The following is a 23657-nucleotide window of genomic DNA, read 5'->3' as shown; positions in this document are numbered from 1 at the left end:
ATTTCTCTTTTAGAAATCTTTAAAATAAAGGTTGAGAAAGGCCTCCCTATTTCATATACAGGTGAGCCTGTACTGGGCATTGAAAAACTAGAGATGAGTCAAAAAAAAATTTTTATCTACCTTGGCCTTGCGATCGCCGCAGGCTTGGTTTTCTATCTATTAAGGGATGAGGCTGAAGAGAACGGTTGGTTCTTATCGGAAGAGGAAAAAAAAACGAAAGCGGAATGGATGGCGAAAGGAAGTCCTCCTGGCGGGAGTTCCACAGCGGACAATTCTAACTTTTTAGAAAGTTTGGACGAATCTATTCCTCCGGAAAAAATTCTAAAAGATTATTTGGAATGGTCCGAGTATCCGCCTAACTCCAGGCCATTAACTAAATATAACGAAGACTTAACAAATCCTTATTTTATCCAAATATCGCCGATTGCGATGGTGGATAATCCGGAAGATAAAAAACCGAACGGTTACTCCTGTAAATTACAACCATTACAATGGGCTGCGATAGGTGTGAAGGAACCTCTTCATATCACCTTAGAATGTTTTAATACGAATAATTTCGAAAAAGTTCCATTAAATATTCGTAATGTAAAGCTTTGGAAAGAATTTGACGGAAATAAGTTTGTCGCTTTGCCTCCCGATGGGAACGACAAGGGGATAGACGGGGATGCTCAGGCCAAGGACAATATTTTTACATTCGAATGGAGACCTACTTATAAAGATTGGGGGGACATGTTCCTAGAAGTGGAGTTCGAGTATGGTAAGGAGAAGAAACAGGGTAAAGCTTTATCTTCCTTCTTCTCTTCACCCTATCAACCTGCGGAATGGAGCGGTTATTTTTTGGATATTCCAAGAGACGGTTCTTTGAGTATAAAGGCCGGGGTAAATGTGTTCAAGGCGGGGAATTATCATTTAGAAGCAAATCTTGTAAATGCGGGAAATGGAGATCCAATCGCTTGGGCAAGTTTTGATGGAAAATTGAACGCCGGAAGGCAAGAGGTGGAATTTTTATTTTTCGGAAAGTTGATTCGAGAAAGCGGATATGAGGGACCTTATGCTTTGACCCAATTGAGAGGTCATAGGGTCAATCTTGCTGTGGATCCGGATTGGTTCGGACAAGGGGAAGAGGGGATGAGGAAGATCCTGGCCGCAAAGACGACGGAGCCGGATAAAGAGTTAGTCGGTCCGTACAAGGAAAACTATGCTACTAAGGAATATAATCTGAATACATTCTCTTTAAAAGCGTACGAGTCTCCGGAGAAGGATCAGAAGGTGAAACAATTACAGGACCTCTCCCGTTAGTCGCAAACGTCTGGACTTATTTGAAATAAAAATTGTTGTTCCGGGAACAATAGGGGATGGAAAGAAGGCGGATTCGGAATGAAAAAAGTAAATGACTTACGTTATGCAATACAAGAATGGTTTCAGGGTAAAAAAATTACTAGCGGTCTGACCGAATCCGAATCAAGGCCGGTCCGAACTACTTTTTATACTCAAATAAGTATGTTTGCGATTCCGACACTGCTAACTGTTTCGATATATTATAACGAACCTCCCGAAACCCATCTTTTCTCTTTTGTTCATTATTTCCTGCTTGTTATTCCCTTACTGTTTGCATTTTATTTATTAAGATTACGTTATTATAATTTATCGGCGGTAATTACATTAGTCGCTGTTAATTATCACCTTTTCGCGCTGACAATGGCCCAAGCGGATGATCCTGCTCCTTTAGGGTTTCTACTTACTTCCATTTTGTCATTTCTTATGATATCTAAGAAGTTTAATGTTGTTAGGATCATAATTTCTATTTTGCCTTTAGGTCTTTTTCTTTTTAGCCAGTATTATTATAAAGTTTTAGGTGCGAATGCGATATTTGGCCAACCGAAATGGGTAGTGCCGGCGGAGTATCTTATGCCCCCTCTAACCCTTCTATGTATTCTTTTGGTTCTTATTGTTTACCAATTTGTGAAAGCGGTAGATTTCGCGGAAGCAAAGTTGACGGAAGAGCATGAAAAGTCGGAACAATTACTTCTTAACATATTGCCGGAAGAAATCGCTCAAGAGTTGAAAGAGAAGGGAGTTTCAGAACCTCGCTTGCATCGCAATGCAACGGTTTGTTTTACCGACTTTAAGGGATTTACTCAGATTGCGGAGACTTTATCGCCGACAGAGCTTGTCGCCGAGCTTGACCGCTGCTTTTCATATTTTGATAGTGTAATGGACAGGCATAATTTAGAGAAACTTAAGACGATTGGGGACAGCTACATGTTTGCAGGTAGTATCCCGGAATCGAATAGGACACACGCGGTGGACTGCGTGATGGCAGCCCTGGAGATCCAGGCATTCATGAATCAAATGAAAGAAATCAAAGCAAACCAGGGCCTACCATACTGGGAGCTTCGGCTCGGCATCCATTCAGGCGATTTGATTGCAGGTGTAATTGGCGAAAAGAAGTTTGCATACGACGTTTGGAGCGATACGGTCAATACTGCAAGCAGATGTGAATCATCCGGTATTCCCGGTCGCATCAATATCTCCAGCACTACTTATGAATTGGTAAAAAATTTCTTCGATTGTGAATACAGGGGAGCTGTACCTGCTAAAAACAAAGGAGAGATCGAAATGTATTTTGTGAATGGACTCTTGGCGGATCTCCAACGAGCTGGGGAAGAACGGATCCCGAACGAAGAGTTTCGCAGACGATACAAACTTCTGTAAGGAAAAAAAGGGGCTAAAAAAGGTTTGACATTTCGTCTTTATATAACTATATGATTATATAATAACGTAGATATGCAAACTCTCGATTCTACCTTTGCTGCACTTGCCGATCCGACTCGCCGTGCGATACTTATGCGTCTCGCCAAAGGTGACTCAACTGTCATGGAACTCGCTAAACCATTCAAAATGAGCCAGCCGGCAATATCACGTCATCTCAAGGTTTTGGAGGACGCAGGTCTTATCTCGACTACGATCCGTGCACAAGAGCGACCGCGCCGATTGGAGACTGCTCCTCTCAAAAAAGCCACGGATTGGATTGAGAAATACCGCCAGATGTGGGAGAAACGCTATCATTCGCTGGATGGGCTTCTCGAAGAATTGAAGACGATGCAAACAATAGGAGACGAATAGAAATGAAAGCAGATCTAAAAGAACTGAAGGTAGAGCTTCGAGGAGAAAGAGAAGTTGTCGCTACACGGTATTTTGCCGCGCCTCGACAATTGGTATTCGATTGTTTCACTAAACCCGAGCTGATGCGTCGTTGGTTGACCGGACCGGAAGGTTGGACACTTGCAACTATTGAGAATGATCTTAGGGTTGGAGGCAAATACCTATACGTCTTTGTGGATCAAAAAGGAACCAAAATGGGTGTTTATGGAAAGTTCTTGGAAGTAATCGTGCCCGAGAAAGTAGCGAATGACGAGAATTATGCGACAGACATGTCCACGTTTAATCCGGATGGTCCGCAAAATCCGGATGCTACTGTAGAGTCGCGCACCTTTACAACCGAGGGCAATCTAACTCTTATGACTCACGTGGTCAAATTTGCTTCTGCCGAAGTACGCGAAATGGAAATCGGTGCAGTTGAAGCTTGGAAGGAACTTTGTATAGTATTGGATAAACTATTGGCAGAGCTCTTAGGGTAAATCTAAATCGACAGTATTTCGTGTTAGTAAGGGAGCGAATGAGACTGTTTGTTACGCGCATGGGCGAAATTCGTCTATGCGCAAATGAGGTCGGTTTCTTTTTACCGCTGAGGATGATTGCATAATCATCCATACCATTCGGGAGTTTCCGATAGCTCGAATGCAGAAGGACATTTGCCATTTTGCAAAAAATGATTCACTGGGCAGATCCGCGTAATATTTTTTCCATCGCCTTTCCTTTTGCTAATTCGTCGATCAGCTTATCTAGGTAACGGATTTTTTGCATAAGTTTGTCTTCGATCTCTTCTACCCGATAGCCGCAGATAACACCCTTAATCAGGGAAACATTATCATTGATATGCGGCGCCTGATCGAAAAATTCTTTGAAACTGACCTCATTCTTCAATTGATTTTGAAAACTTTTCGAATCGTATCCGGTGAGCCAAAAGATGATCTTATCAACTTCCGCTTTTGTTCGTCCTTTCCTTTCTGCCTTTTGGATGTACATTGGATAAACTTTGGCAAAAGACATGGCAAATATTTTCGAATTTTCCATTTGATCTATCCTTATTTGTTTATTAATATTATGTTAAGTAGTTTAAGTCTTATTTAAGTTCTTCGGCAAGCGCTATAATAAAACCTTCGGGGGTGCGCAAATAACAAAGTAAATAGCTATCCTCATACCGTTCCAGTTTGCCTACGAGTTTGACTCCGTGAGTTTCAAGCCGAGTAATCGTGTCCTTAATATCGTCCACAGCAAACATAACACGAAGATACCCTAAAGTGTTTGCGGGAGCATTCTTGGGTTCAGGATGTATGACCTTTGGCCTGATGAATCTTGATAATTCCAAGCGGCTATGTCCGTCTGGTGTTTTCATCATTGCCATCTCAACTTGCATTCCTTCAAGTCCTACGACATAATCCGCCCAAGAGCCTTCTACTCGCATCTGTCCTTCTAACTCTAAACCGAGTTCGGTAAATAAAGCGATCGTAGCCTCGAGATCTTCGACAACGATGCCGACATTATCCATTCGTTTCACTGCCATTTTTAAATATTCTCCATTTGGCCCCTATTGCCTCGCTATTGTCCATACGAGCGATCCATTTATCAATCGAATGGTCGGTTATTTTTCGAGTATTTTGCTTGACATGCAGGTATTTGCCTGCATATTCTTATAACCGCAACGAATGGATGCTGATAATGTATTTAAGGCTTTAGGAGATCCAACACGCAGAAAGCTTCTCGACCTTCTCTATGAGAAGAACGGCCAGACTCTGAACCAACTCTGCGAGCATCTGGATATGGCCAGACAATCGACCAGCCAGCATCTTGGGATACTCGAGGAGGCCAATTTGGTCAGCACTGTTTGGCGTGGTCGTGAAAAATTGCATTTTATTAATCCGGTACCGTTGCATGAGGTCTATGAGCGATGGGTGAGAAAGTTCGAACGCCAACGGCTTAACCTTCTGCATGATTTGAAGAAGGAACTTGAAGGAGAGAAAGAATGAGTAAAGAAAAGACAAGCTTTGTTTACGTGACCTATATCCGTTCGACACCGGAGAAGGTGTTCGAAGCAATCACTAAGCCTGAGATAACGAAACGTTATTGGGGCCATGAGAATATCTCCGATTGGAAGCCAGGTTCAACATGGGAGCATGTGCGTACTAATGAGGAGCACACGGTTAATATAGCTGGTAAGGTAATCGAAGTTGTACCGCCGACACGTTTGGTCATCAGCTGGGCAAGTCCTTCCCAAACATCTGATCCGAACAGCTATAGTCGTGTGACCTTCAATGTTGAGGAATATGAGGATATGGTACGATTAACTGTCACTCACGATGAACTCGAAGCCGGAAGCGGAATGGCAAAAGGAATCCAGCAAGGTTGGCCGATCGTTCTTTCTAGTCTGAAGTCCTTGCTTGAAACGGGACAGGGTATCGACGTATTTGCGAAGCCGAAGTCAGCTTCAAGTGGGAGTCTTTCATGACCAAGGCTTACACAGGCGGATGCGCTTGCGGTGCGATCCGATATTCGACTAAGCAAGAACCGATCTTTCAGAACCATTGTCAGTGCCTTGACTGCCAAAAGAGAAGCGGTACTGGACATGGATCCTATCTGACTTTTCCAGGGCGGGCTGAGATGACGATTACCGGTGAAGCTAGTCATTGGGAAGTAAAGGGAGACAGCGGCAATGTGAAGGTTCACTCCTTCTGTCCTGTCTGTGGGACTCCGGTTTATTTGCGCTTTGTCGCAATGCCGGACCTGATCGCAGTACATGCGGGAAGCCTAGATGAACCGGATCGATTTGCTCCTCATACGCTTACTTACAATGTTCGCGGATTTGTATGGGATACAATCGATCCTTCCTTAAAAACATTTGATAAAATGCCGGCGGGTTGAAACACATTGGTGAAGGTTCGTCCATGTGTCGTTGGGTTTAGCCGGGCCAGGTCTTAAGCTGAATCGAGTTCATTTCATATACGTTTTTTGTAATGAAGAGCAATGGCGCCGGACTGAAAAGTTTTAGAACCGAGAAAATCAAGCCTAAGAGTCTCTTGTAGTTTCACAGTATCAAATAACCGGGGTCCCTTGCTGGCAAGAACCGGATGAACTACGAAATGATACTCGTCGATCAGATGTTGCTCTGAAAGCTGAGACGCTAGGCTTAGACTACCCACTAAGATGTCTTTTCCAGGCTGTTGTTTCAATTTAAGCACTTCCTCTGTGAGGTTCCCATGCACAAGTCTAGTATTCTTGTCTTCAGCGTCTTTCAATGTAGTGGAGAATAAAACCTTGTCGAGGGAAGTAAACACACGAGCGAACTCATTGCTTACTTCCGACATTGATTGGTCTCTAGCAACTTCGGGCCAAAAGGGTACCATAAGTTGGTATGTGACCCTGCCGTAAAGCATGATACTTGCAGTACGCAAAAGATCCGTGAAGTATTTGTGCAGTTCTTCGTCGGCGATACCGTCCGTATGACTGCAATATCCATTGGCAGTACTATTGATCCCAAAAATAATTTTTCTCATTGATCTATTTAAGTGGGGTCAGCCGAAAAACTTAACCAGGCATAATCTCGGAACTAATTCAAAAAAGGAGAATCTTCTCGTTTCATCAATGTGTCTGCAGCCAGTTCACTAAATCACTCAAAACTTTTGCTTTGTCTTCCGGAAGTTCATTCATGGTCTCGTGGTACAGACCGTCATAAATTTTGATGGTCTTGTCCGAGGATGGAATGACTTTAAATGCTTCTTCTGTTCCGACGGAGAGTGCAATTGAATCTTCTTTTCCGTGGAATAGATAGACTGGGAAGTTGATCCGAGCCGCTTTCTCCAAAGCTTTTTCTTTCGAGTTCAAAAGAAAGTCTCCCAAGTAAGCTCCGACAGAACCATGAACTAAAGGATCTTTTTTGTAAGCCTCGACAACGGATTTGTCCCTGGATAATGCGTTTACATCTAATCCGGTTGGAACAGTTAGAGTGGGGAATGCTCCTGCGAGTAAACTTCCTGCACCTTTTTTAATATTCATAACCAAGTCCGTTTTTACCGCGATAGGTAATCCGCTGAGTACGAGCCTATCTAAGTTTGCCTGGTGAGAAGGTTCTCCCGCGTAGAATAAAGAGATCAATGCTCCCATGGAATGTCCCATCAGAGTGACTTGTTTGACCCCTTCTTTTTGTTTTGCGATGCCGATTAGTCTATCCAGGTCCGCTAAAAATTGGTTAAAATGAGTGACTACTCCTCTGCTTCCTCCGGATTTTCCGTGACCTCTTGCATCAATTAGATAAACATTATATCCTTTTCCGGAAAGTGCTTCGAGTAAATTGTCGTATCTTTTTCCGTGTTCTCCAATCCCGTGATGGACCACTAAGGTCTTAGGATTGGCTGCTTCTTTTGTTCGGTAGGCCCTATAATAGATGGATACGTCGCCTGCTCCTACAAAGGTTCCGTCTTCCAGATGGTAGTTTTGTTCCCAATTCATTCGGTAAATATCCGATCTGTCTGAAAAATGGGGAAGGAAATTTCTATCCGATCGATCCTTTCTTTCTACTATTTCGAACGAACGTAATGGCTGAAATAAACATTTTGGTCCTTATTCCGGGAAGAGTCCAGGTAGGAATTCCTCGTGTTTTTTCTTTTTCATAAGATAACGAGAAGGTACCGCAAACAAGTCGGTCCTTAATTCTCTTCTTTTTGTAAGCCCGAATCTTTTAATAGAGATCGAAAATCGTTTTTGGAGAAGCTCCGCATAATTTCCCTTCCCTCTCATTCTTTCTCCCCAGGTTGCTTTGTATAAATTTCCTCCTCTGGCTTCCGAGATTACTTTTAGGACTTTTTCTTTTTTAAGAGGAAAATGTCTAGTAAGCCATTCTTCGAATAGAGGTGCTACTTCGAGCGGCAATCGGACAAATACCATTCCTGCGGATTCCGCACCCGATAAAGATGCCTGTTCCAATAAATTTTCCATTTCAAAATCATTGATAAAAGGGATCACAGGGGCGAATAATACTCCTGTTGGAATTCCAGCATCGGTCAATTTACGCAGAGTTTCAATTCTTCTTGCGGGAGCCGGGGCTCTAGGTTCTAACTTGGACCAAAGCTCCTTATCCAAAGTAGTGATCGAAAGAAACACTTTCAATATTCCTAATTTTCCCATTTCGGTAAGAATGTCCGTATCCCTTTGTATGAGGGATGACTTGGTGATGATAGCAGCCGGCTGTTTGAATTCCAACAACACCTCTAACAAAGATCTGGTGTTCTTATAGATCCTTTCCCCCGGTTGGTAAGGATCCGTGGCAGTCCCAATTGTGATAGGTGCGAGAGCTTGCCTTTTCTTTCTTAATTCTTCCGCTAGAAGTTTGGCGGGCTCTTTTTTCACGAATATTTTCGTTTCAAAGTCCAACCCAGGTGAAAGATCCACATAAGAATGATTCGGTCTTGCGAAACAATAAATACATCCATGCTCGCAACCTCTGTATGGATTGATACTCGAATCGAATGGAATATCCGGAGATTTGTTGTGAGTCAGAACTGATTTGGAGTTTTCCCAAAAGAATTGGGTAGAAGGGGATGACTCCTCCTCCAGATCTATCCTATCTTCTAGCCAGACTTCTCTTTGGATCTTATCGAATCTGCTGGGAGGTAATTCTTCCGTACCTCTTTTTTTAGAATTCATAACTTGGAATTCTAAAAAATACTAATCAAAAAACAAGCAAAAATATGATTGTATTTATTCAAAGTCCCTCAAGGACCTTAGGCGAACTCTAGTTTAGCACCTTCTCCCCAGGATTTGTAGGAAGGTAAATTGGAAATAGTTTGTACATACTCACTAGCTTTAGGACTCAGCTTTACTCCGTAGGTTATGAATCTGGAAACTACCGGGGCGTAGAACGCATCCGCTATGCAAAAGTTTTTACCGAATAGAAATGGCCCGCCGTAGGAGCTCAAACATTCTTCCCAGAGAGATTGGATCCTATCTATATCCTTCTTTGCATCTTCCGGAGGGGAAAAGTCCGACTTTCTTCCATGAAAATTCATGCTTAGATTAGATCTTAGTCCAGTGAATCCGGAATGCATTTCTGCCGTTACGGATCTTGCCATGGCTCTTGCGATCTTATCTTGGGGCCAGAGTTGTTTATCCGCATATTTTTCTGCCAAATATTCCGCAATGCTGAGACTGTCCCAAACTCTTAGGTTTCCGTCGTTGAGCACAGGCACTTTTTTAGAAGGAGAGTACTTATCGATTATGGCCGCATATTCGGGTGTAAATAGTTTTAAGGAGATCTCTTCGAATGGAATTTCGAATTGAGTGAGTAGGATCCAGGGGCGGAAAGACCAGGAGGAGATGTTTTTATTTCCAATTACAAGTTTCAGATCGCTCATAACTTTATAATTCGTACTAAAGCTTTAGTCATCAATCAGTATTTAGTTTCGGGTTTCAAGAGTCCGGGACCCTTTAGGATAGGCAGTTTAGACCCGGCCATAATGGCTCTGTAAAAAAATAATCCTTTGGAATTAGGAGCCTTGTAGAGATCGATACACAGGCTTAGGATGAGTTTGCCTTTCTTTTGCAACAATTAACTTGGGGAATTTTTATGATCAAGTGTACATAATCCCGCGAAGCTGTGAGGAGCTTCAGTTAACAGTTAAGCTTCTTCTTAGTATTCTAGGAATGCTTTGTAGGATTTTTTTAAAAATACATGTCTTAAGTTATTGAATAAAAGAGAAATCTTTTCGAAGAGAATCGAGCGGTTTCTTTAGATACAAAACGAATCGGATGGACCTAAGTTTGGAAAACGTTAAAGAAATTGTTCAAAGACAAGAAAGTATGCCCGATATTTTGTTAATTTGTGATTCGAGCGGAAGGATCCTTCATATTAATGAGAATGGAAGGAAGATCCTTAGCATCGCTACCCTAGAGTCCGCTATAAGTATGAGCCTTACGGATTTTCTTTCCGAAACGGATCGAAAATATCTCGAAACAGTTATATTACCTAATGTAAGCAAGTCGGGAGAGTTTGAGGGAAGAGGTCTTCATTTAATGAAGAAAGACGGAAGTTTTCTCCAAACGAAACAACACGCTTACCTAATGCCGGAGATGTCTTATCTGTTCGTATTCACGGAAGATAAAGAATCGGAAGCGGAGAAGAAGGAAGCTTTATACAAAGCGTTCCAACAATCCCAAAATGGAATGTTCTTAACCGATAAAGAAGGTGTGATCCTTGCGGTGAACAAACAGTTCGAAAAAATTTCCGGCTTAAAAGAGAATGAACTCATAGGAAAAACTCCTAAAGCATTCCAATCGGGAATGGGAGCTTCTAAAACTTTTTACGATGAGTTTTGGGAGTCGGTCCTGCAAGGATCTGTTTCCATCGCTAACTCGAATCTTAAAAACGGTTTCGTAAAAGACTGGAAACAAAACGTTATTCCTATTAGAGATCGTAATGGAGAGGTCTCCAGCTTCTTAAGCACTATCCTCGCGAATCCCGAGCTTTCAGAGTCGGGAGAAGTAAGAAACAATTCGGATTTTGCAAAATCTCCGTCCGATACTTTCAGAAAATACGAAGGTTTGGATAGGGAAGCCCTGATCGGAATTTTAAGAGATAAAACGAAACTCACTAAAAAAGAAACAGAGATCTGTGCGGGAATCGCTTCCGGTAAGGATAAGAGTCGGATTAGCGAAGACTTAGGGATCCATCCAGGGACGATGAAAAACCATCTCAAATCGATCTACAGAAAAACGATCGATCTGGAAAAGGAAATCCCAGGTCCGGAAAGAGACAAACTACAAAGACTAACAATTTACCTCTTCCGTTTACTCGGGGAATAAAGACACAGAGTTTTTTCACACAGAGACGCGAAGACGCAGAGAAATGTTTTGAAAGAATTCATCTTAAATACTCGAACTCCCTCCGCGGCTCTGTGCCTCTTGTGAATAAACTTAGTGCCTCTTTTATCTCTGCGTCTCTCCGCCCCAGACTTCTTTAACGTAATCCTCTCTCCCGGAGCCCTTTCTGTATTGTTTATAATGTGCGGGGTTCTTTTTATAATAATCCTGATGGTATTCTTCCGCCGGATAAAATTCCGAAGCGGGTAATATTTCCACAACGATAGGAGAGGAGAATTTTCCGGAAGCTCCTATCTTATCCTTAAATTCTTGGGCTAGTTTTTTTTGCGCTTCGTTCTTGTAATAAATAGCAGTTTTATATTGGTTACCTCTATCCGCAAATTGTCCACCCGGATCTGTCGGATCTATCTGCCTCCAATATGTGTCTAAAAGTCTTGAGTAATCGATCTTTTTCGGATCGTAAGTGATAAGTACGGATTCTCTATGTCCCGTTCTTCCATAACCTACATCCTCGTATGTGGGATTTTTTTCTTTTCCGCCGGTATAACCTGAAATTACGGATATTACACCGGGCAGTTTTTCAAACGGACCCTCCATACACCAGAAACATCCTCCTGCAAAAATGGCTGTTTCTAATTTTGGAATTTCTTTAGTATAAACAATATTCGAAAAACCATATATTATGAAAGTTATAACTATGGATTCTAATCTTATAAGTTTGAACAAATTTATTCCCATCGGGTTCCTCTATGTTTCATTTTTTTTACGTATTTTTATTATAGCTATTCTCGCCGATCAATTGTTCATATTTTGATTTTTTTCAAAAAAGTCTGGTAAAGACAAGCTGCTTCAATTTCAGTAGCCAATGGATACTTTCGACTGACGTCGGAAAAAGTTACGGAATTTTTTCTGTTTCCGATTCTCGGTTTTTATTCTAAATAGAATGGATCCTACCATGCGAGTATCAATGAATTTAAAAACGAAACAATTTCTTTCCAACCTTCCTTACGATCTTTCCTCGAGTATCGCAGTTTTTTTAGTAGCAATCCCTCTTTGTTTGGGGATCGCTCATGCGTCCGGGGCTCCTTTATTTTCCGGAATTATTTCCGGTTTTATAGGTGGGATCGTAGTAGGAACTTTCAGTAAATCCGCCTTAAGTGTATCGGGACCGACGGCCAGTTTGACAGCGATCGTTCTTTCCGGTATCAAAGACTTAGGGAGTTTCGACGCATTCCTTCTTGCGTTGTTTCTTGCGGGAATGATCCAAGCTTTGCTTGGGTTCTTAAAAAGTGGAGCATTAGCCGCTTATCTCCCTTCGGCTACCGTTGTAGGAATGTCGGTCGCGATCGGTTTACTTCTGATCATCAAACAATTGCCTCACTTGATCGGTTACGACGTAGAAGAGTTCGGAGTAGAGGAATTCGATATCACTAAAGAGGATATTAACGAAACCTACCACGATCCTCATGAATCAAAGGAAACAAACTCTTTGACGCTGCTCATGCATGCTTTTCGGAATTTACAAACCAATGTCTTGGTGATCGGAGTGATATCCCTTTTATCTTTCTGGATTTGGGATAGATACTTTGCTAAAAAATTCAAATATGTTCCTGCTTCGTTGTTCGCGATCATAATCGGTACGAGCATGAATTTATTTTTAGGGTATCTGCTTCCGGGCGGAGCTCTTAGCCAGGACCATTTGGTCACTCTTCCAATTTTTAAAAATCCCTCAGAACTGTTTGCGCATTTGGATTTTCCGAACTTCTCCTATTGGGACCAGAGCCCCGTTTGGCTCTTAGCATTAACCATCGCGTTTGCTTCTTCTTTAGAATCCTTACTTTCTGTGGAAGTAGTGGATAAACTGGACGAGGAGAATCGAAAAACTCCCATGTCCCGGGAGTTGATTGCCCAAGGGTTGGGAAATATGGCCTGCGGACTCGCAGGTGGTATTCCTATTACTAGTGTGGTGGTCAGAGGTACCGTAAACGCTTCTTCCGGTGCAAAAACAAAGTTTTCAGCAATATTCCATGGAGTTTGGATAGGGATAAGTGTATTACTTTTTCCTAAATTTATGAATAACATTCCGTTAGCATCTCTTGCTGCGATATTGACTTTTACAGGTCTCAAACTCGCAAAACCGGAGATGTTCCGCCTAATGTTCCAAAAGGGATATTCCCAGTTCTTACCTTTTTTGGTGACCGTAGTCGTTACGTTCTTCACGAACGTTCTGATCGGGACATTCTGCGGGATCTTGGTGGCTTTGGGCTTTGCTTTATATAGGGATAACCAAGGTGCTATCATCATGGTCGAAAACCATGGCAGATTTCGAAGGATCATGCTAGGGGAAATTCTCGGATTTTTGCATAAGGCCCGTATTAAAGCCGTCTTAGAGGAGCAACCTTCCGGGATCACCTTGGAGATAGACGGAACTAGAACACTTCATATGGATCAGGATATTCGAGAACTGATCCACGACTTTAGAAAAAATGCCCACCGTAAAGGAATAACGGTGATTTTAGGAGGGATACCGAATATGGAAAATGATATCGAATCCTTAAAAAAAGAGATGAGCGAGTCTTATCAAAAATTATTGAGAAATAACCAAGAATGGGTTGAGGAGAAGACTGCGGAAGACCCCGAGTTTTTCTCCAGGCATGCGGAAGGACAAAGGCCTCAAACATTGTTTATCGGCTGTAGCGACTCACGTGTACCGGTAAATGTGATCACTAAGACGAATCCTGGAGAAATTTTCGTAACCAGAAATATCGCCAATGTGGTTTCGGTCGACGATATGTCCCTATTCAGCGTGGTCCAGTACGCGATCGATGCATTGAACGTAAAACATATCATTGTTTGCGGTCATATCGGTTGTGGTGGGGTTAGGGCAGCTCTTCAAGGAAAGTCCACCGGTCTTATAGATAATTGGATCACTCATATTAAGGATGTGTATCTTAAACACAGGGACGAATTGGATGCTCTTCCGGAAGATAAAAGAGAAGAAAGGTTGATTCATCTGAATGTTGCGGAACAGGTAGTAAACTTATATAAGACAGGAATGATCCAGACGGCTTTGGCTAAGTATGGTTTTCCGGAAATACATGGTTGGGTGTACGATATCCGTAACGGACAAATCAGCGAGGTGGATTATAAGGATATTCTACACAAGGAGCTGAGCGGACTGTACGGTTATCCTAAATAGCTGCCGGTTGGTAGAGTAGTTCTTGGACTCTGAGATATTTGTCCATTCCGTTTATCTCCCAACGGACTACTTCTCCCACTCTTGCACCGAGTACTGCGGAACCATGAGCGGAAAAAACGGAAAGTTTTCCGTGAGAAGCGGCATTCTCAGTATATTCGTCAGGATATACTAAGGTAAATTGGAATGCCTCCGCGTTACCCAAGTCTTTGAGCACGAATTTGGAATTCATAGTGATCAGGTCTTGGGGAACTTGGTTCTGATCGATCTTTTTGGCTTTAGATAAAGTCTTACGTATAATTTCTAAGATGCTCGGTTGGACTACTTTGGATTGGGCGGAAACCTCAAGAGTGGAGAGAATCTTTTGATGATCAATCTTAGAAAGAAATCTTTTACCACTCATAACGGACGGTGCCTCCCTTATAAAACAAATCCGAAACTTACATATCCGCAAAATGTACTCAAGCCTTTTTCCTTTTCTTGAATTTTACGAAAATTGCATTCGTTTATGCGACATAGAATTCCATTCTTTAGAATAAATTATACTAAACGAAAGATAAGTTTTGTTCGACATAAGAAGAAGACATGTTCCTGACTTTGTTCCAGCCGACTAGAAATAAATCCTTCGCTTTAGTTAAATACCTGTTTCGTCTGGTCCGGAAAGACGTTAGACCCATACTAATCCTTCCCAAAGGAAGTTTGGGTCTCGAAGACGGACTCAGTTTCGGAAAAATGATCTCCAGAATTTCCAATAACCACTCTTCGGCCGTGTTGGGCTTCGCGGAAAATTTTTCCCAAGCAGTTCACTTCTGCAAAGAGATCCGATCCGGTACTCTCGGTCATGCGGGGAGAGAAATTCCTATCTTTGTGGATGTTACTAGACTAACTCTAGGTTCGGGGTCCGATGATCTAGAAAAGGCCATCCTAGGTTTGGGGGAAAATTGGAGCAGGATTTTTCCTCTGACTTGTTTTCTAGAAATTGGGAGGGATAGTTCTAGACTAGAAGAGGCAAGTGGGCGTACTTCTCTCTTCAAAATTTCTTCTTTAGTCATGGAAAGAAAGGGAAAGGACTGGAGGTCTCTCAAGAGTGAGAAGAGGGAAGAAGATTCGTACGGGGATTGGACTTACGAACTGATTTCTGATCTTCTTCCTGACAGAGGCGTTTGAAATTTTTTTCCAAGTATGAATCGGGACCGGTTGGGACGGGTCTTTTTTTTTGGGGGCCCAGCTAGGGGGTATTTCATATTTTTAATTGAAGTTTTTTCGATCTCGGTCTTGACTGATAAAAATTTTGCCCCTAATGGGGAAGAGCAGGTTTATCTTGCATGATCGAAAGACGCACGAACAAGTTCGGGGAAAACGGAATCTTCGCCTCTCAACCAATCGCTAAGGGAACATTATTGTTCAGCTACAGTGAATGGATCGAAGATGAGGAATTCGGATGGAAAGTACTCTCCGTCTCGGAAGCCGATGAACTTCCGGAAGAGGAGAAGGAAATCTTCATGAAATACGGCTATGATGTAGACTTTGGCCTAGTCACCGGCCCCTCCGGACCTGAATTTGTTATCAATCACTCCAACTTTATGAACCATTCCTGCGATCCGAACATGTGGTACGATCAAACGGATAATATTATAGCCAAGAGGGATATAGAAGTTGGGGAAGAACTTACCATAGACTACGGTAACTTCGTAGTGAACTTTGACCAGACTTTCGAATGTGCTTGTGGTGCGACCAACTGCCGCAAATTCATCCGTAAGGATGATTGGAGACTATTACTACCTCAGTATAATCTCAATTTTCCTACCTTCATGCATAAGGAAATTAAGAAGATCTTGGTAAAAGTCCCTGCTTAAGGGACTTTCTTGTTTCTAGACCCGGGATCATTTTCTGATCCTGGATTGCCTTCTCCATAGGATGCGGGCAAAACTTTCTCCTTCCTGCCCGGACGTTTTCCACAGCTCCGGATCGCTTGTCTTACGGGCATTTTCTATCGTATAAAAGGCTCCAGGAGCCGTTTCTTTCAGTATTCCAAGCACTACGGGTATATCCTTTCTCCTTAATAAGGATAGAATGACTTTAACAGGTCCTCTCACTCCTTGGGCTTCCACGGTTGTTGTGCGATAACCTGCTTGGGCCAGGTTCTGGACGATCTCTTCTCCTTTTTCCGGAACGATGATACGGATGAGTGAATGTCCTAGGGCCAGTTTTTCTTCGACTACCATTCCTAAAAAAGTGCCGGTAGCAAATCCACCTGCATAAGCTATATAGCAGAATACATTGCTTAGGTTTCTCATGATCTGCGTGATTACGATCAACCAGAGAAGCACTTCTACAAAACCAAGAAGGGCCGCCAGGATCTTTCTTTCCCTGGAGATGAGTATGATGCGGACAGTACCGATGCTTACATCCGTCATTCTGGCAAAATAAATTCCGAGGGGTAAAATTAGATAATCGAAGATCCAGTCAGGCATTCGATTATACTGGAGGAACCTGAGCGCTTGACCAGCAATTTACGGTTTGCAGTACACCTCGACGGTTTTGGTTGTATAGAAGGGGCCGATCAGTGTATGAATGACTAGGTCCACAAATCCTGTCTTGATGATCACTTCAGGATGGTTCCTGTCGCAGTTCACTTCCATCGGTGCGGTAGTGGAATAGATCCCGAAAACCGTACTTCCTTGTTTCACTTTTTTATCCGGACCCGGGGTTTCTTTTGCCAATGCGTATGGAGTATCTTCTCCCTTATGTACCACTGTGGTTGTGTGGCAGGTTACGGAAAATCCAAGGGCCAAAAGTAATATTAGAATTTTGGTTATCTGTAACATTCTATCTCCAATGTCTGGGGGGAATAGATCGCGAGAGTCAATTGCTCCCAAAACCCGTTCCAAAAACTGGTGTACTGATGAACAGATCTAGGTCCTTCTGCGCAGTATTTAGAAGTGTCTAAGACCAGGTTTCCCGGATACAGTCCGAAGAAGTAGTAAGTATGTTGGACCTTATGGACTTCTCCCCCTTGTTCCGCCTGTGCCGACCTTAGATCCAAAGCACGTTTACATTCTCTGGAAGTAGGATAGATCCTACATGCTTCCGGAGGACTTTGAGGATAACGGACCATTGCATGTCTGCAAGATTCTCCGAATCCCAAACTTAAGAGTACGATCCCGAGTATTGGTAGAATTTTATCTGCGCGCAACTTCTTCCTCCCAAATTACCGAGGCATACCCTGGGCCATGCACGGCGGCGAATATTCTATAAGAAAGAACTTCCGATGGATCGGTAGAAAGGTGGTTTAATACCAAGGAATAATCTCCTTTTTTGGGATTATTTATTTCGAGTTTGCAAGGAGAAAGTTGGCTGATCTTATCCCCACATTGTATCTTAGAATCGAATAAGATCCCTTTTCTGGACAAGGACACTCCCAGGTCCGGTTTATCCGTTAATACTTCAATGGTTAAGGAAACCCGATCCGCTTGTTTGATCCTAAATCTATATTCCCAAGAGCCGGATAGAATCGTCCCGTCCACCTGAGCTTGGAAAGCGGAAGTTTCCGCTTTGGCGACTTTTTCAAAACGTAACGGCTCGTATCTTTGGTCTTCCCTACAATTATAGAGAAGTACCAAAGAGAATAAGCCGCATACGAAACTGATGCCTAATATCTTTTTCATAAGTTTTGTTGTCTATATACTCTGACGGGAGTATTGTTCTTTCCAACACTCACATAGAGATAATAAACTCCGCCGGTGTATACGGAAACAGCCGAAAATATCTGCTGCACATTGGTAGCGTCCGTAAGTCCGCCATTTGCCACCTGAGTCCATACGTTAGAAGCGGATCCAGGGTTGGCCGTATTCGTGCGATAGATACGGATACCGTTCGGGTTATCGAATCCTACATAAAGATAAGATCCATTTTTAGCCACCATTGTGATCGTCTTGTTCGTGGAATCTCCGAAGTTGGTGATACCGTTTCCGTCATCTCCCACTACTGTCCAGTCCCCGGCATCACATTCAGTGCTGCCCCCGGTGGCGGTAGGATCACATTTCCAAAGTTGAGCTCTTCGGTTCGTATCCGTTCCGTCGGTACATCCTGCTACGGTTCCGGCAGATGTGCGAATCCCGGTTGCCTGCGTTCCTTGGATACAGATGGTTCGAGTAACATACAGTCTATCGTTGTATTCCGCAAATTGAGCGAATGCTCTATCTGCTGGGATCAGATCGTAGAATTTTGCAAGTTCCAAAGAGAACCAATTATTCGTGGTGCTGTTATGCCATTTTTGATTGGATCTTGGTCCTACTTCTGTCCAATCCGCACAAGTGTTCTTAGTGGAACAAGCGGTTGTCGGGTTTGCCGAATTGGAACGAATGATCGAACCGTTGTGGCCAACCGCATGAAGGCCGCCATTTGCAGCATAGATCCTATTCTTAAATACTATGGAAGAATCTACTCCGATATAATATCCCCAGTTCGGACTGCTGTTTACGTTACCGTTTCCTCCGTTGGAAGGGCCCCCGAAATACGGCATATAATCGATACGTATTCTTCTACCGTTACTACCATCATAAGCATCGCAGTTGGAGCCCGCAGTACAGTTTCCTGTTCCTGTGTCTGCCGTATTAAAGGTGATAAATCCGAAGTCAGGGGCATTCAATCCTCCGCCGGTTCCACTTCCATCATTACTTGGTTTAGCAAAACCGGGGAATACTCGATCGTTCAGAACGCTAATAGAAGAAGTACCTGCAGTTACAGTTCCGGTGATAGAGCCCATATCTATGTATTTGTAATTTAGGTTCGTGGAAGTATCGTTCGAATAGTAGATATAATCGAAGTTGTAATTCGACCCACTCGGAACTGTTCTTGCTGCCGCGATGAAGATATAAGGGTTACTTGCCAAAGAACCGGTGGTGAAAATTCCTCTTCCGCTTTCATTGTCCGGACCACAACCGTTTGCCAAAGTCGCATCGTTCTGGGTACAGCCTGAGTGTCCTAAGGTCACATAAGGTGGAACTGCGATACTATTCTCGCGAGTGGTCGCGGAGTTGGAACTAACGTTGGAAGAATCGGAATTCTGACCATTCGTATCTTTTACAAAGGAGAATTGGACCGATTCTGGGTTGGAACCGTCGTAAGCAAAACGTAATGCTCCGTTTCCTGCGTTGTTTGGTCCCGTATAGATTTTACTATTGAAGTCCGCCAGATATCCGAATGTAGAACCGTTCGGGTCTATAGAGATCGGACCGTCCTCAAAGTTTACAGGAGAAGTTCCACAACCTAAGAAGGAAGCCCGGTCTCTCGGAGAAGATTGGATGTTTTCAGAATCTCCGGAATCACGGATAGATCCCCAAGAAGTATTGTCGAACCCATCACCGTTTACGTTATTCGCGGCTATGATCGTATATTGTGCGCCGGTCTGCAATAGGCTATGAGTCACACAAACTTTTGCGGAATCCGCTGCCGCTCCACCGCAAACTATACCATCTAGTATCTTAGCGGAACTGATGGTGCCTAGATCCGTGGTTCCGACAAAAGCGTAACGGTTCGAACATTCCGAAGTACTGCTACATTCTGCGGAGCCGTTCACATTGTTTCCGGATTTGATCGGTTTGGAGAAGTTGATGATCACGGTTCCAGTGCTTGCGCAAGAAGCGGAGCTGACTTTCAACTGCTCTTGTCCCACGAAGTCTCCGTAGTTCGCACAACCTAAATTGTTCGGACTTGCGGAAAGGTCTTGGATGCCGCTCTTATTCACGATTACGGTATAGTTGGTTCCGGAATTTTGTGAAGAAGCCAAAGTCAAAGTATAGATTGCGCCGCTTCCGCTTACGGAAGAAACCGAAATATTGGAAGTCGAGGAGAAGTTACTATTATCCGAACATGAACCGCTTACCGCAGAGGTCAGGGCCAATTTATAATTCGAAGCGGTGGTTGCTTGAGTGGAGTCCACCGACTCGGAGAATGTTACCCTCACGGTTGTCGGGCTCAAAGAAACCACATTAGACACTATTGGAGCTGTGGTATCCAAGAATACCACGGTCAATTGAGTATTTCCACTGACTGAACCGCTGGTCGCAGAAATAGTGATCGTTCCTGCCGCCACACCAGTAGCTCTACCTTCCGTTCCGGAAGCATTGCTGATGGTAGCCTTACTCGTATCGGAAGAAGCCCAGGTAACACTTGTGGTTAAATTCTGGGTTGTGGAATCCGAGTAAGTTCCGGTCGCAGTGTAGTCCTTGGTTTGAGTCGTATATACGTTACTATTCGTAGGAGACACCGCAATAGATACCAATACCGCAGCAGTCACAGTAAAGTTGGTAGAAGAAGATACGGAACCTAAAGTCGCAGAGATCGTACTTGTCCCAACCGCGACCGCAGTGGCCACACCTTCGTTGCCATTCGAATTGCTGATCGTAGAAGAAGAAGTATTGGAAGAAGCCCAGGTAACCTGAGTGGTGATATCCAATGTGGTCGCATCGGAATAAACACCATTTGCCGTAAACGGAGTCGTATATCCTTTCGCCAAACTAGAGTTAGTTGGTGTAATGGTGATACTATCCAGGACTGCAGCAGTCACTGTAACCGCCGTATCCGTACTAGTCACGGAGTTATAAGTTGCGGAAATTTGGGTGCTTCCTTCCTGTAGAGCGGTTAATCTACCGTTTGACCCCGAAGTATTGCTAACGGTTGCCTTAGTTTGGTCGAAAGAACTCCAGGTCACCTGAGTAGTCAGATCCGAAGTAGTACTATCGGTATAATGACCGGTAGCAGTGAAATCTTGAGTGCGTCCTTTCGCGATGTTTAACGTCGGAGAAGGAGCTATCGTAATACTCGTAAGCGCGGCAGCAGTTACCGTCAACACACTTGCAGGAGAAGTGACCGATCCCAAAGTAGCAGTGATATTAGTGGTTCCTGTCGAGAGTGTTGTAGCAAGACCTTGACTTCCTCCCGCGTTGCTAATAGTAGCCCTGCTTGTATTGGAAGAAGCCCAGGTGACGGAAGTAGTCAGATCCTGAGTACTTGTATCCGTGTAAGTACCGGTAGCAGTAAAGTTTTGAGTGAGTCCTTTGGCAACGTTCGGATTTGTAGGATCCACTTGGATAGAGACTAAAGTGGCCGCAGTCACGGTCAAATTTGTATTACCGCTAATACTTCCCAAGGTTGCGGAAATATTGGATGTTCCTAAAGAACCATTATTAGGAGAAGTTAATGTCTTTTTAGGAGCGGCTGTCAAAACTCCCAATTGGATGATGGATGTCTGAGAACTTCCCCAGACTACCTGGTCGGTGATATCCGCAGTAGTCCCATCCGAATAAGTGCCCGTAGCTTCCGCAAGGGTAGAAGTTCCTTTCGCGATGGAAGAATCGGTTATATGCACTTCGATGGAATCCAGCACCGCAGAAGTTACCGTAAACGTGATCGAATTGGAGACGGAACCTAACGTTGCAGTGACTGTCGCAGATCCGACGGAAACGCCTGTACCCCTTCCTTCCGTTCCGATTGCGTTACTAACTCCAACAGTCGAATTGCTGGAACTAGACCAGGTCACCTGAGTGGTCAGATCCTGAGTAGTGCTATCCGAGTAAGTTCCTGTAGCGCTTAAATTTTCGGATCTACCTTTTGCAACGCTCGGATTGGAAGGAGTGATCGTAATCGACTGTAAAACCGCAGCGGTTACCGTCAGAGTGGTAGAAGGGGAAGTGATCGATCCCAAAGTTGCCGTGATATTCGACGATCCAACCGCCACACCAGTAGCTCTACCTTCCGTTCCGGAAGCATTACTGATAGTCGCCTTACTCGTATCGGAAGAAGCCCATGTAACGGATGTTGTCAAGTTCTGCGTGGAACTATCTGTGTATGTTCCGGTTGCCGTAAAGTCCCTGGTCAGCCCTTTTGCCACACTTGGATTTGTGGGGGTCACCGCTATGGAGACCAAGCTTGCAGCAGTAACGGTGATATTCACAGTTCCACTGATACTTCCTGAAGTTGCGGTGATGGTTGATGTTCCTAAGGATCCATTATTAGGAGAATGTACCTGCTTTTTAGGAGTAGCCGTTAAACTTCCCAATTGCAGAACGGAAGTCTGAGAGCTGCTCCAAGAAACGGAACCGGTGATATTTTGAGAAGTTCCGTCAGAGTAAACTCCTGTTGCTAAGATTGTGGTGCTTGTTCCTTTTGCGATGGAAGAATCATCTGCAGTCAGTTGGATAGAATCTAGAACTGCTGCTGTTACGGAGAAGGAAACGGTTTCCGAAATCCCACCTATTTCCGCGGTGATATCCACTGTTCCTACATTAATACCGGAAGCCCTACCTTCAAATCCGGAACCGTTATCCACGGTTGCGATAGAAGTATCATCGCTGGACCAAGTAACTTGATCTGTGATGGTTTCATTATGACCATCCGAGAAAATACCGGTAGCAACAAGATTTAAGTTTCTCCCCTTAGGAGCGCTCGGGTTTGAAGGGGTAATAGAAATACTTTCCAAAACCGCGGCGGTGACGGTTACATTCGTGCTTCCAGTTATGGAATTTAAGGTAGCATTGATGGTAGAAGTTCCCGTATCTTCCGTAGATAAAAAGCCTCTTGATCCTGCAGTGTTACTGATAGTGGCAACAGTGATATCGGAAGAACTCCAAGTTACGGAATTCGTTATATCTTGATTGGAACTATCCGAATAAGTTCCGGTAGCTGTGTACTGTTGGGTTTTTCCTAAAGCTAAAGAATTGTTAGTAGGTGTTACTGCAATAGAAACCAAAGCAGCCGAACTAACCGTCAATGATAAATTAGTTGCATTTAATGAATTATAAGAAGCCTGGATCGTAGTAGTTCCTGGATCCATTGCAGTCACAAGTCCTGAAGAATCAATGGTAGCGACAGTAGAACTTCCCGTGCTCCATGTAGTATTCGGATCGTTAGTCAGGTCTTGGTTAGAACCGTCCGCAAAATTACCGGTTAAAGTACACTGCCTAGTAATACCTTTGGGCAGACTATCCGTTTGATTTAAGCAGGAAATGGAAATTGTATTTAAGGGAGCCGAAGTAACCGAAAGAGAAATTTGTGCCGTTTTATTTTCGTAAGTGATGCCGATATCCGCGGTACCTACATTCATACCTGTGGCTTGTCCACCCGCTGCCATAGAAATAATGTTGGAATCGCTAGTGCTCCAAAGAGCGTCTGCAGTGATATCTTTATGAGTTCCGTTGGAATAAGCAGCAGTCGCAACCAATGACATACTTGTAGTCTTGGCAAAACTGGAACTAGGAGAAGAGATCTCAACTCTGCTTAAAGTAGGAGTTCCTCCACCCGGAAGGAAGAATAATCCACCTCCACCTTTTTTTCCCGCCGCGAGCCCGACAGCTCCGGTAAGTAAAGGCCAGGCAACACATCCTTGGAAAAGAAAGAATGAACACGCTAGCGCGGCGTAGAATTTTTTGGTGGGGTTGATTCCGGAGTTCATATATATCTCTTTGGA

24 protein-coding genes are annotated in these 23657 nt (G+C 43.6%); 11 read left to right on the top strand and 13 right to left on the bottom strand.

Annotated features, from left to right (window positions below):
• Positions 1 to 93: 93 nt before the first annotated feature.
• The 4 genes from LEP1GSC192_RS13355 to LEP1GSC192_RS13340 all read left to right on the top strand — a co-directional run bounded on the left by LEP1GSC192_RS13355 (position 94) and on the right by LEP1GSC192_RS13340 (position 3641).
• The gene (locus tag LEP1GSC192_RS13355) at positions 94 to 1299 is read left to right on the top strand and encodes a hypothetical protein (RefSeq protein ID WP_036090168.1); all 1206 of its coding nucleotides are present in this window, start codon (positions 94 to 96) and stop codon (positions 1297 to 1299) included.
• Between the two features lie 78 nt (positions 1300 to 1377).
• Positions 1378 to 2715, top strand: a complete 1338-nt coding sequence (locus tag LEP1GSC192_RS13350; RefSeq protein ID WP_020770295.1) for an adenylate/guanylate cyclase domain-containing protein — start codon at positions 1378 to 1380, stop codon at positions 2713 to 2715.
• A 72-nt stretch (positions 2716 to 2787) separates the two neighbouring features.
• On the top strand, positions 2788 to 3126 hold the full coding sequence (locus LEP1GSC192_RS13345; RefSeq protein WP_036090112.1) for a helix-turn-helix transcriptional regulator: 339 nt from the start codon (positions 2788 to 2790) through the stop codon (positions 3124 to 3126).
• A gap of 2 nt (positions 3127 to 3128) precedes the next feature.
• The gene (locus LEP1GSC192_RS13340) at positions 3129 to 3641 is read left to right on the top strand and encodes an SRPBCC domain-containing protein (RefSeq protein WP_020770394.1); all 513 of its coding nucleotides are present in this window, start codon (positions 3129 to 3131) and stop codon (positions 3639 to 3641) included.
• Positions 3642 to 3837: 196 nt separating this feature from the next.
• Here the strand turns inward: LEP1GSC192_RS13340 and LEP1GSC192_RS13335 are convergent, their stop codons facing one another.
• Positions 3838 to 4197: a DUF2200 domain-containing protein gene (locus LEP1GSC192_RS13335; RefSeq protein ID WP_020770344.1), complete on the bottom strand. Its 360-nt coding sequence runs from the start codon at positions 4195 to 4197 to the stop codon at positions 3838 to 3840.
• A gap of 49 nt (positions 4198 to 4246) precedes the next feature.
• On the bottom strand, positions 4247 to 4687 hold the full coding sequence (locus tag LEP1GSC192_RS13330) for a VOC family protein (RefSeq protein ID WP_020770516.1): 441 nt from the start codon (positions 4685 to 4687) through the stop codon (positions 4247 to 4249).
• Positions 4688 to 4829: 142 nt separating this feature from the next.
• Between LEP1GSC192_RS13330 and LEP1GSC192_RS13325 the strand changes: the two genes are divergently transcribed.
• The 3 genes from LEP1GSC192_RS13325 to LEP1GSC192_RS13315 are packed head-to-tail and all read left to right on the top strand — an operon-like array spanning position 4830 to position 6042.
• Positions 4830 to 5150, top strand: a complete 321-nt coding sequence (locus tag LEP1GSC192_RS13325) for a helix-turn-helix transcriptional regulator (protein ID WP_036090111.1) — start codon at positions 4830 to 4832, stop codon at positions 5148 to 5150.
• Positions 5147 to 5629 (top strand): SRPBCC family protein, encoded by a 483-nt coding sequence (locus LEP1GSC192_RS13320; protein WP_036090108.1) that lies wholly within the window; start codon positions 5147 to 5149, stop codon positions 5627 to 5629. The genes LEP1GSC192_RS13325 and LEP1GSC192_RS13320 overlap by 4 nt, the downstream gene beginning before the upstream one ends.
• On the top strand, positions 5626 to 6042 hold the full coding sequence (locus tag LEP1GSC192_RS13315) for a GFA family protein (protein ID WP_036090105.1): 417 nt from the start codon (positions 5626 to 5628) through the stop codon (positions 6040 to 6042). Before LEP1GSC192_RS13320 ends, LEP1GSC192_RS13315 begins: the two co-directional genes overlap by 4 nt.
• Before the next feature lie 74 nt (positions 6043 to 6116).
• Here LEP1GSC192_RS13315 and LEP1GSC192_RS13310 read toward each other — a convergent pair whose 3' ends face one another.
• The 4 genes from LEP1GSC192_RS13310 to LEP1GSC192_RS13295 all read right to left on the bottom strand — a co-directional run bounded on the left by LEP1GSC192_RS13310 (position 6117) and on the right by LEP1GSC192_RS13295 (position 9527).
• Positions 6117 to 6674 (bottom strand): dihydrofolate reductase family protein, encoded by a 558-nt coding sequence (locus tag LEP1GSC192_RS13310; RefSeq protein WP_020770363.1) that lies wholly within the window; start codon positions 6672 to 6674, stop codon positions 6117 to 6119.
• An 85-nt stretch (positions 6675 to 6759) separates the two neighbouring features.
• Positions 6760 to 7626, bottom strand: a complete 867-nt coding sequence (locus LEP1GSC192_RS13305; RefSeq protein ID WP_020770522.1) for an alpha/beta hydrolase — start codon at positions 7624 to 7626, stop codon at positions 6760 to 6762.
• A 111-nt stretch (positions 7627 to 7737) separates the two neighbouring features.
• Positions 7738 to 8820, bottom strand: a complete 1083-nt coding sequence (locus LEP1GSC192_RS13300) for a PA0069 family radical SAM protein (protein ID WP_020770457.1) — start codon at positions 8818 to 8820, stop codon at positions 7738 to 7740.
• Positions 8821 to 8897: 77 nt separating this feature from the next.
• Positions 8898 to 9527: a glutathione S-transferase family protein gene (locus LEP1GSC192_RS13295; protein WP_020770391.1), complete on the bottom strand. Its 630-nt coding sequence runs from the start codon at positions 9525 to 9527 to the stop codon at positions 8898 to 8900.
• 406 nt (positions 9528 to 9933) lie between these two features.
• On the opposite strand from LEP1GSC192_RS13295, the gene LEP1GSC192_RS13290 reads away from it, so the two are divergent.
• The gene (locus LEP1GSC192_RS13290) at positions 9934 to 10974 is read left to right on the top strand and encodes a PAS domain-containing protein (protein WP_232421021.1); all 1041 of its coding nucleotides are present in this window, start codon (positions 9934 to 9936) and stop codon (positions 10972 to 10974) included.
• Between the two features lie 123 nt (positions 10975 to 11097).
• Here LEP1GSC192_RS13290 and msrA read toward each other — a convergent pair whose 3' ends face one another.
• Positions 11098 to 11730, bottom strand: coding sequence for a peptide-methionine (S)-S-oxide reductase MsrA (gene msrA / locus LEP1GSC192_RS13285; RefSeq protein ID WP_020770300.1), 633 nt, complete (start codon positions 11728 to 11730; stop codon positions 11098 to 11100).
• 229 nt (positions 11731 to 11959) lie between these two features.
• Between msrA and LEP1GSC192_RS13280 the strand changes: the two genes are divergently transcribed.
• Positions 11960 to 14191, top strand: coding sequence for a SulP family inorganic anion transporter (locus LEP1GSC192_RS13280; protein ID WP_020770478.1), 2232 nt, complete (start codon positions 11960 to 11962; stop codon positions 14189 to 14191).
• Here LEP1GSC192_RS13280 and LEP1GSC192_RS13275 read toward each other — a convergent pair.
• Complete coding sequence (locus tag LEP1GSC192_RS13275) at positions 14184 to 14591, bottom strand: GreA/GreB family elongation factor (protein WP_020770412.1); 408 nt, start codon at positions 14589 to 14591, stop codon at positions 14184 to 14186. The two genes, LEP1GSC192_RS13280 and LEP1GSC192_RS13275, sit on opposite strands and share 8 nt — an antisense overlap.
• Before the next feature lie 182 nt (positions 14592 to 14773).
• Here LEP1GSC192_RS13275 and LEP1GSC192_RS13270 point away from each other — a divergent pair, with 182 nt between their 5' ends.
• Complete coding sequence (locus LEP1GSC192_RS13270; RefSeq protein ID WP_020770329.1) at positions 14774 to 15355, top strand: hypothetical protein; 582 nt, start codon at positions 14774 to 14776, stop codon at positions 15353 to 15355.
• Positions 15356 to 15513: 158 nt separating this feature from the next.
• The gene (locus LEP1GSC192_RS13265) at positions 15514 to 16044 is read left to right on the top strand and encodes an SET domain-containing protein (RefSeq protein WP_020770497.1); all 531 of its coding nucleotides are present in this window, start codon (positions 15514 to 15516) and stop codon (positions 16042 to 16044) included.
• Positions 16045 to 16071: 27 nt separating this feature from the next.
• Here LEP1GSC192_RS13265 and LEP1GSC192_RS13260 read toward each other — a convergent pair whose 3' ends face one another.
• From LEP1GSC192_RS13260 to LEP1GSC192_RS13240, 5 genes are read right to left on the bottom strand one after another with little or no spacing between them, the layout of a single operon-like run.
• Positions 16072 to 16662: a DUF2179 domain-containing protein gene (locus LEP1GSC192_RS13260; RefSeq protein ID WP_020770390.1), complete on the bottom strand. Its 591-nt coding sequence runs from the start codon at positions 16660 to 16662 to the stop codon at positions 16072 to 16074.
• 39 nt (positions 16663 to 16701) lie between these two features.
• Positions 16702 to 17016 carry a hypothetical protein gene (locus tag LEP1GSC192_RS13255; RefSeq protein WP_020770368.1) on the bottom strand — a complete coding sequence of 105 codons (315 nt, stop codon included), beginning with the start codon at positions 17014 to 17016 and terminating at the stop codon, positions 16702 to 16704.
• Positions 17004 to 17384: a Bor/Iss family lipoprotein gene (locus LEP1GSC192_RS13250; RefSeq protein ID WP_020770510.1), complete on the bottom strand. Its 381-nt coding sequence runs from the start codon at positions 17382 to 17384 to the stop codon at positions 17004 to 17006. The genes LEP1GSC192_RS13255 and LEP1GSC192_RS13250 overlap by 13 nt, the downstream gene beginning before the upstream one ends.
• Positions 17371 to 17856: a hypothetical protein gene (locus LEP1GSC192_RS13245; RefSeq protein WP_020770345.1), complete on the bottom strand. Its 486-nt coding sequence runs from the start codon at positions 17854 to 17856 to the stop codon at positions 17371 to 17373. The genes LEP1GSC192_RS13250 and LEP1GSC192_RS13245 overlap by 14 nt, the downstream gene beginning before the upstream one ends.
• Positions 17853 to 23642, bottom strand: a complete 5790-nt coding sequence (locus LEP1GSC192_RS13240) for an Ig-like domain-containing protein (RefSeq protein WP_020770398.1) — start codon at positions 23640 to 23642, stop codon at positions 17853 to 17855. Before LEP1GSC192_RS13240 ends, LEP1GSC192_RS13245 begins: the two co-directional genes overlap by 4 nt.
• Positions 23643 to 23657: the final 15 nt, after the last annotated feature.

This window comes from Leptospira sp. B5-022 (assembly GCF_000347035.1).
Taxonomy (GTDB): domain Bacteria; phylum Spirochaetota; class Leptospiria; order Leptospirales; family Leptospiraceae; genus Leptospira_B; species Leptospira_B cinconiae.
The sequence above is the reverse complement of the archived record's forward strand: the minus strand, read 5'-3'. Positions and strand labels throughout refer to the sequence as shown.

Bases quoted from the DNA above. Each gene is read 5' to 3' on its own strand.
- LEP1GSC192_RS13260 (WP_020770390.1), bottom strand. From the start codon at position 16,662: ATGCCTGACTGGATCTTCGATTATCTAATTTTACCCCTCGGAATTTAT.
- LEP1GSC192_RS13335 (WP_020770344.1), bottom strand. From the start codon at position 4,197: ATGGAAAATTCGAAAATATTTGCCATGTCTTTTGCCAAAGTTTATCCA.
- LEP1GSC192_RS13305 (WP_020770522.1), bottom strand. From the start codon at position 7,626: ATGAATTGGGAACAAAACTACCATCTGGAAGACGGAACCTTTGTAGGA.
- LEP1GSC192_RS13320 (WP_036090108.1), top strand. From the start codon at position 5,147: ATGAGTAAAGAAAAGACAAGCTTTGTTTACGTGACCTATATCCGTTCG.
- LEP1GSC192_RS13245 (WP_020770345.1), bottom strand. From the start codon at position 17,856: ATGAAAAAGATATTAGGCATCAGTTTCGTATGCGGCTTATTCTCTTTG.
- LEP1GSC192_RS13315 (WP_036090105.1), top strand. From the start codon at position 5,626: ATGACCAAGGCTTACACAGGCGGATGCGCTTGCGGTGCGATCCGATAT.
- LEP1GSC192_RS13265 (WP_020770497.1), top strand. From the start codon at position 15,514: ATGATCGAAAGACGCACGAACAAGTTCGGGGAAAACGGAATCTTCGCC.
- LEP1GSC192_RS13270 (WP_020770329.1), top strand. From the start codon at position 14,774: ATGTTCCTGACTTTGTTCCAGCCGACTAGAAATAAATCCTTCGCTTTA.
- LEP1GSC192_RS13350 (WP_020770295.1), top strand. From the start codon at position 1,378: ATGAAAAAAGTAAATGACTTACGTTATGCAATACAAGAATGGTTTCAG.
- LEP1GSC192_RS13330 (WP_020770516.1), bottom strand. From the start codon at position 4,687: ATGGCAGTGAAACGAATGGATAATGTCGGCATCGTTGTCGAAGATCTC.
- LEP1GSC192_RS13300 (WP_020770457.1), bottom strand. From the start codon at position 8,820: ATGAATTCTAAAAAAAGAGGTACGGAAGAATTACCTCCCAGCAGATTC.
- LEP1GSC192_RS13295 (WP_020770391.1), bottom strand. From the start codon at position 9,527: ATGAGCGATCTGAAACTTGTAATTGGAAATAAAAACATCTCCTCCTGG.
- LEP1GSC192_RS13340 (WP_020770394.1), top strand. From the start codon at position 3,129: ATGAAAGCAGATCTAAAAGAACTGAAGGTAGAGCTTCGAGGAGAAAGA.
- LEP1GSC192_RS13345 (WP_036090112.1), top strand. From the start codon at position 2,788: ATGCAAACTCTCGATTCTACCTTTGCTGCACTTGCCGATCCGACTCGC.
- LEP1GSC192_RS13275 (WP_020770412.1), bottom strand. From the start codon at position 14,591: ATGAGTGGTAAAAGATTTCTTTCTAAGATTGATCATCAAAAGATTCTC.
- LEP1GSC192_RS13240 (WP_020770398.1), bottom strand. From the start codon at position 23,642: ATGAACTCCGGAATCAACCCCACCAAAAAATTCTACGCCGCGCTAGCG.
- msrA (WP_020770300.1), bottom strand. From the start codon at position 11,730: ATGGGAATAAATTTGTTCAAACTTATAAGATTAGAATCCATAGTTATA.
- LEP1GSC192_RS13280 (WP_020770478.1), top strand. From the start codon at position 11,960: ATGAATTTAAAAACGAAACAATTTCTTTCCAACCTTCCTTACGATCTT.
- LEP1GSC192_RS13355 (WP_036090168.1), top strand. From the start codon at position 94: ATGAGTCAAAAAAAAATTTTTATCTACCTTGGCCTTGCGATCGCCGCA.
- LEP1GSC192_RS13255 (WP_020770368.1), bottom strand. From the start codon at position 17,016: ATGTTACAGATAACCAAAATTCTAATATTACTTTTGGCCCTTGGATTT.
- LEP1GSC192_RS13325 (WP_036090111.1), top strand. From the start codon at position 4,830: ATGGATGCTGATAATGTATTTAAGGCTTTAGGAGATCCAACACGCAGA.
- LEP1GSC192_RS13310 (WP_020770363.1), bottom strand. From the start codon at position 6,674: ATGAGAAAAATTATTTTTGGGATCAATAGTACTGCCAATGGATATTGC.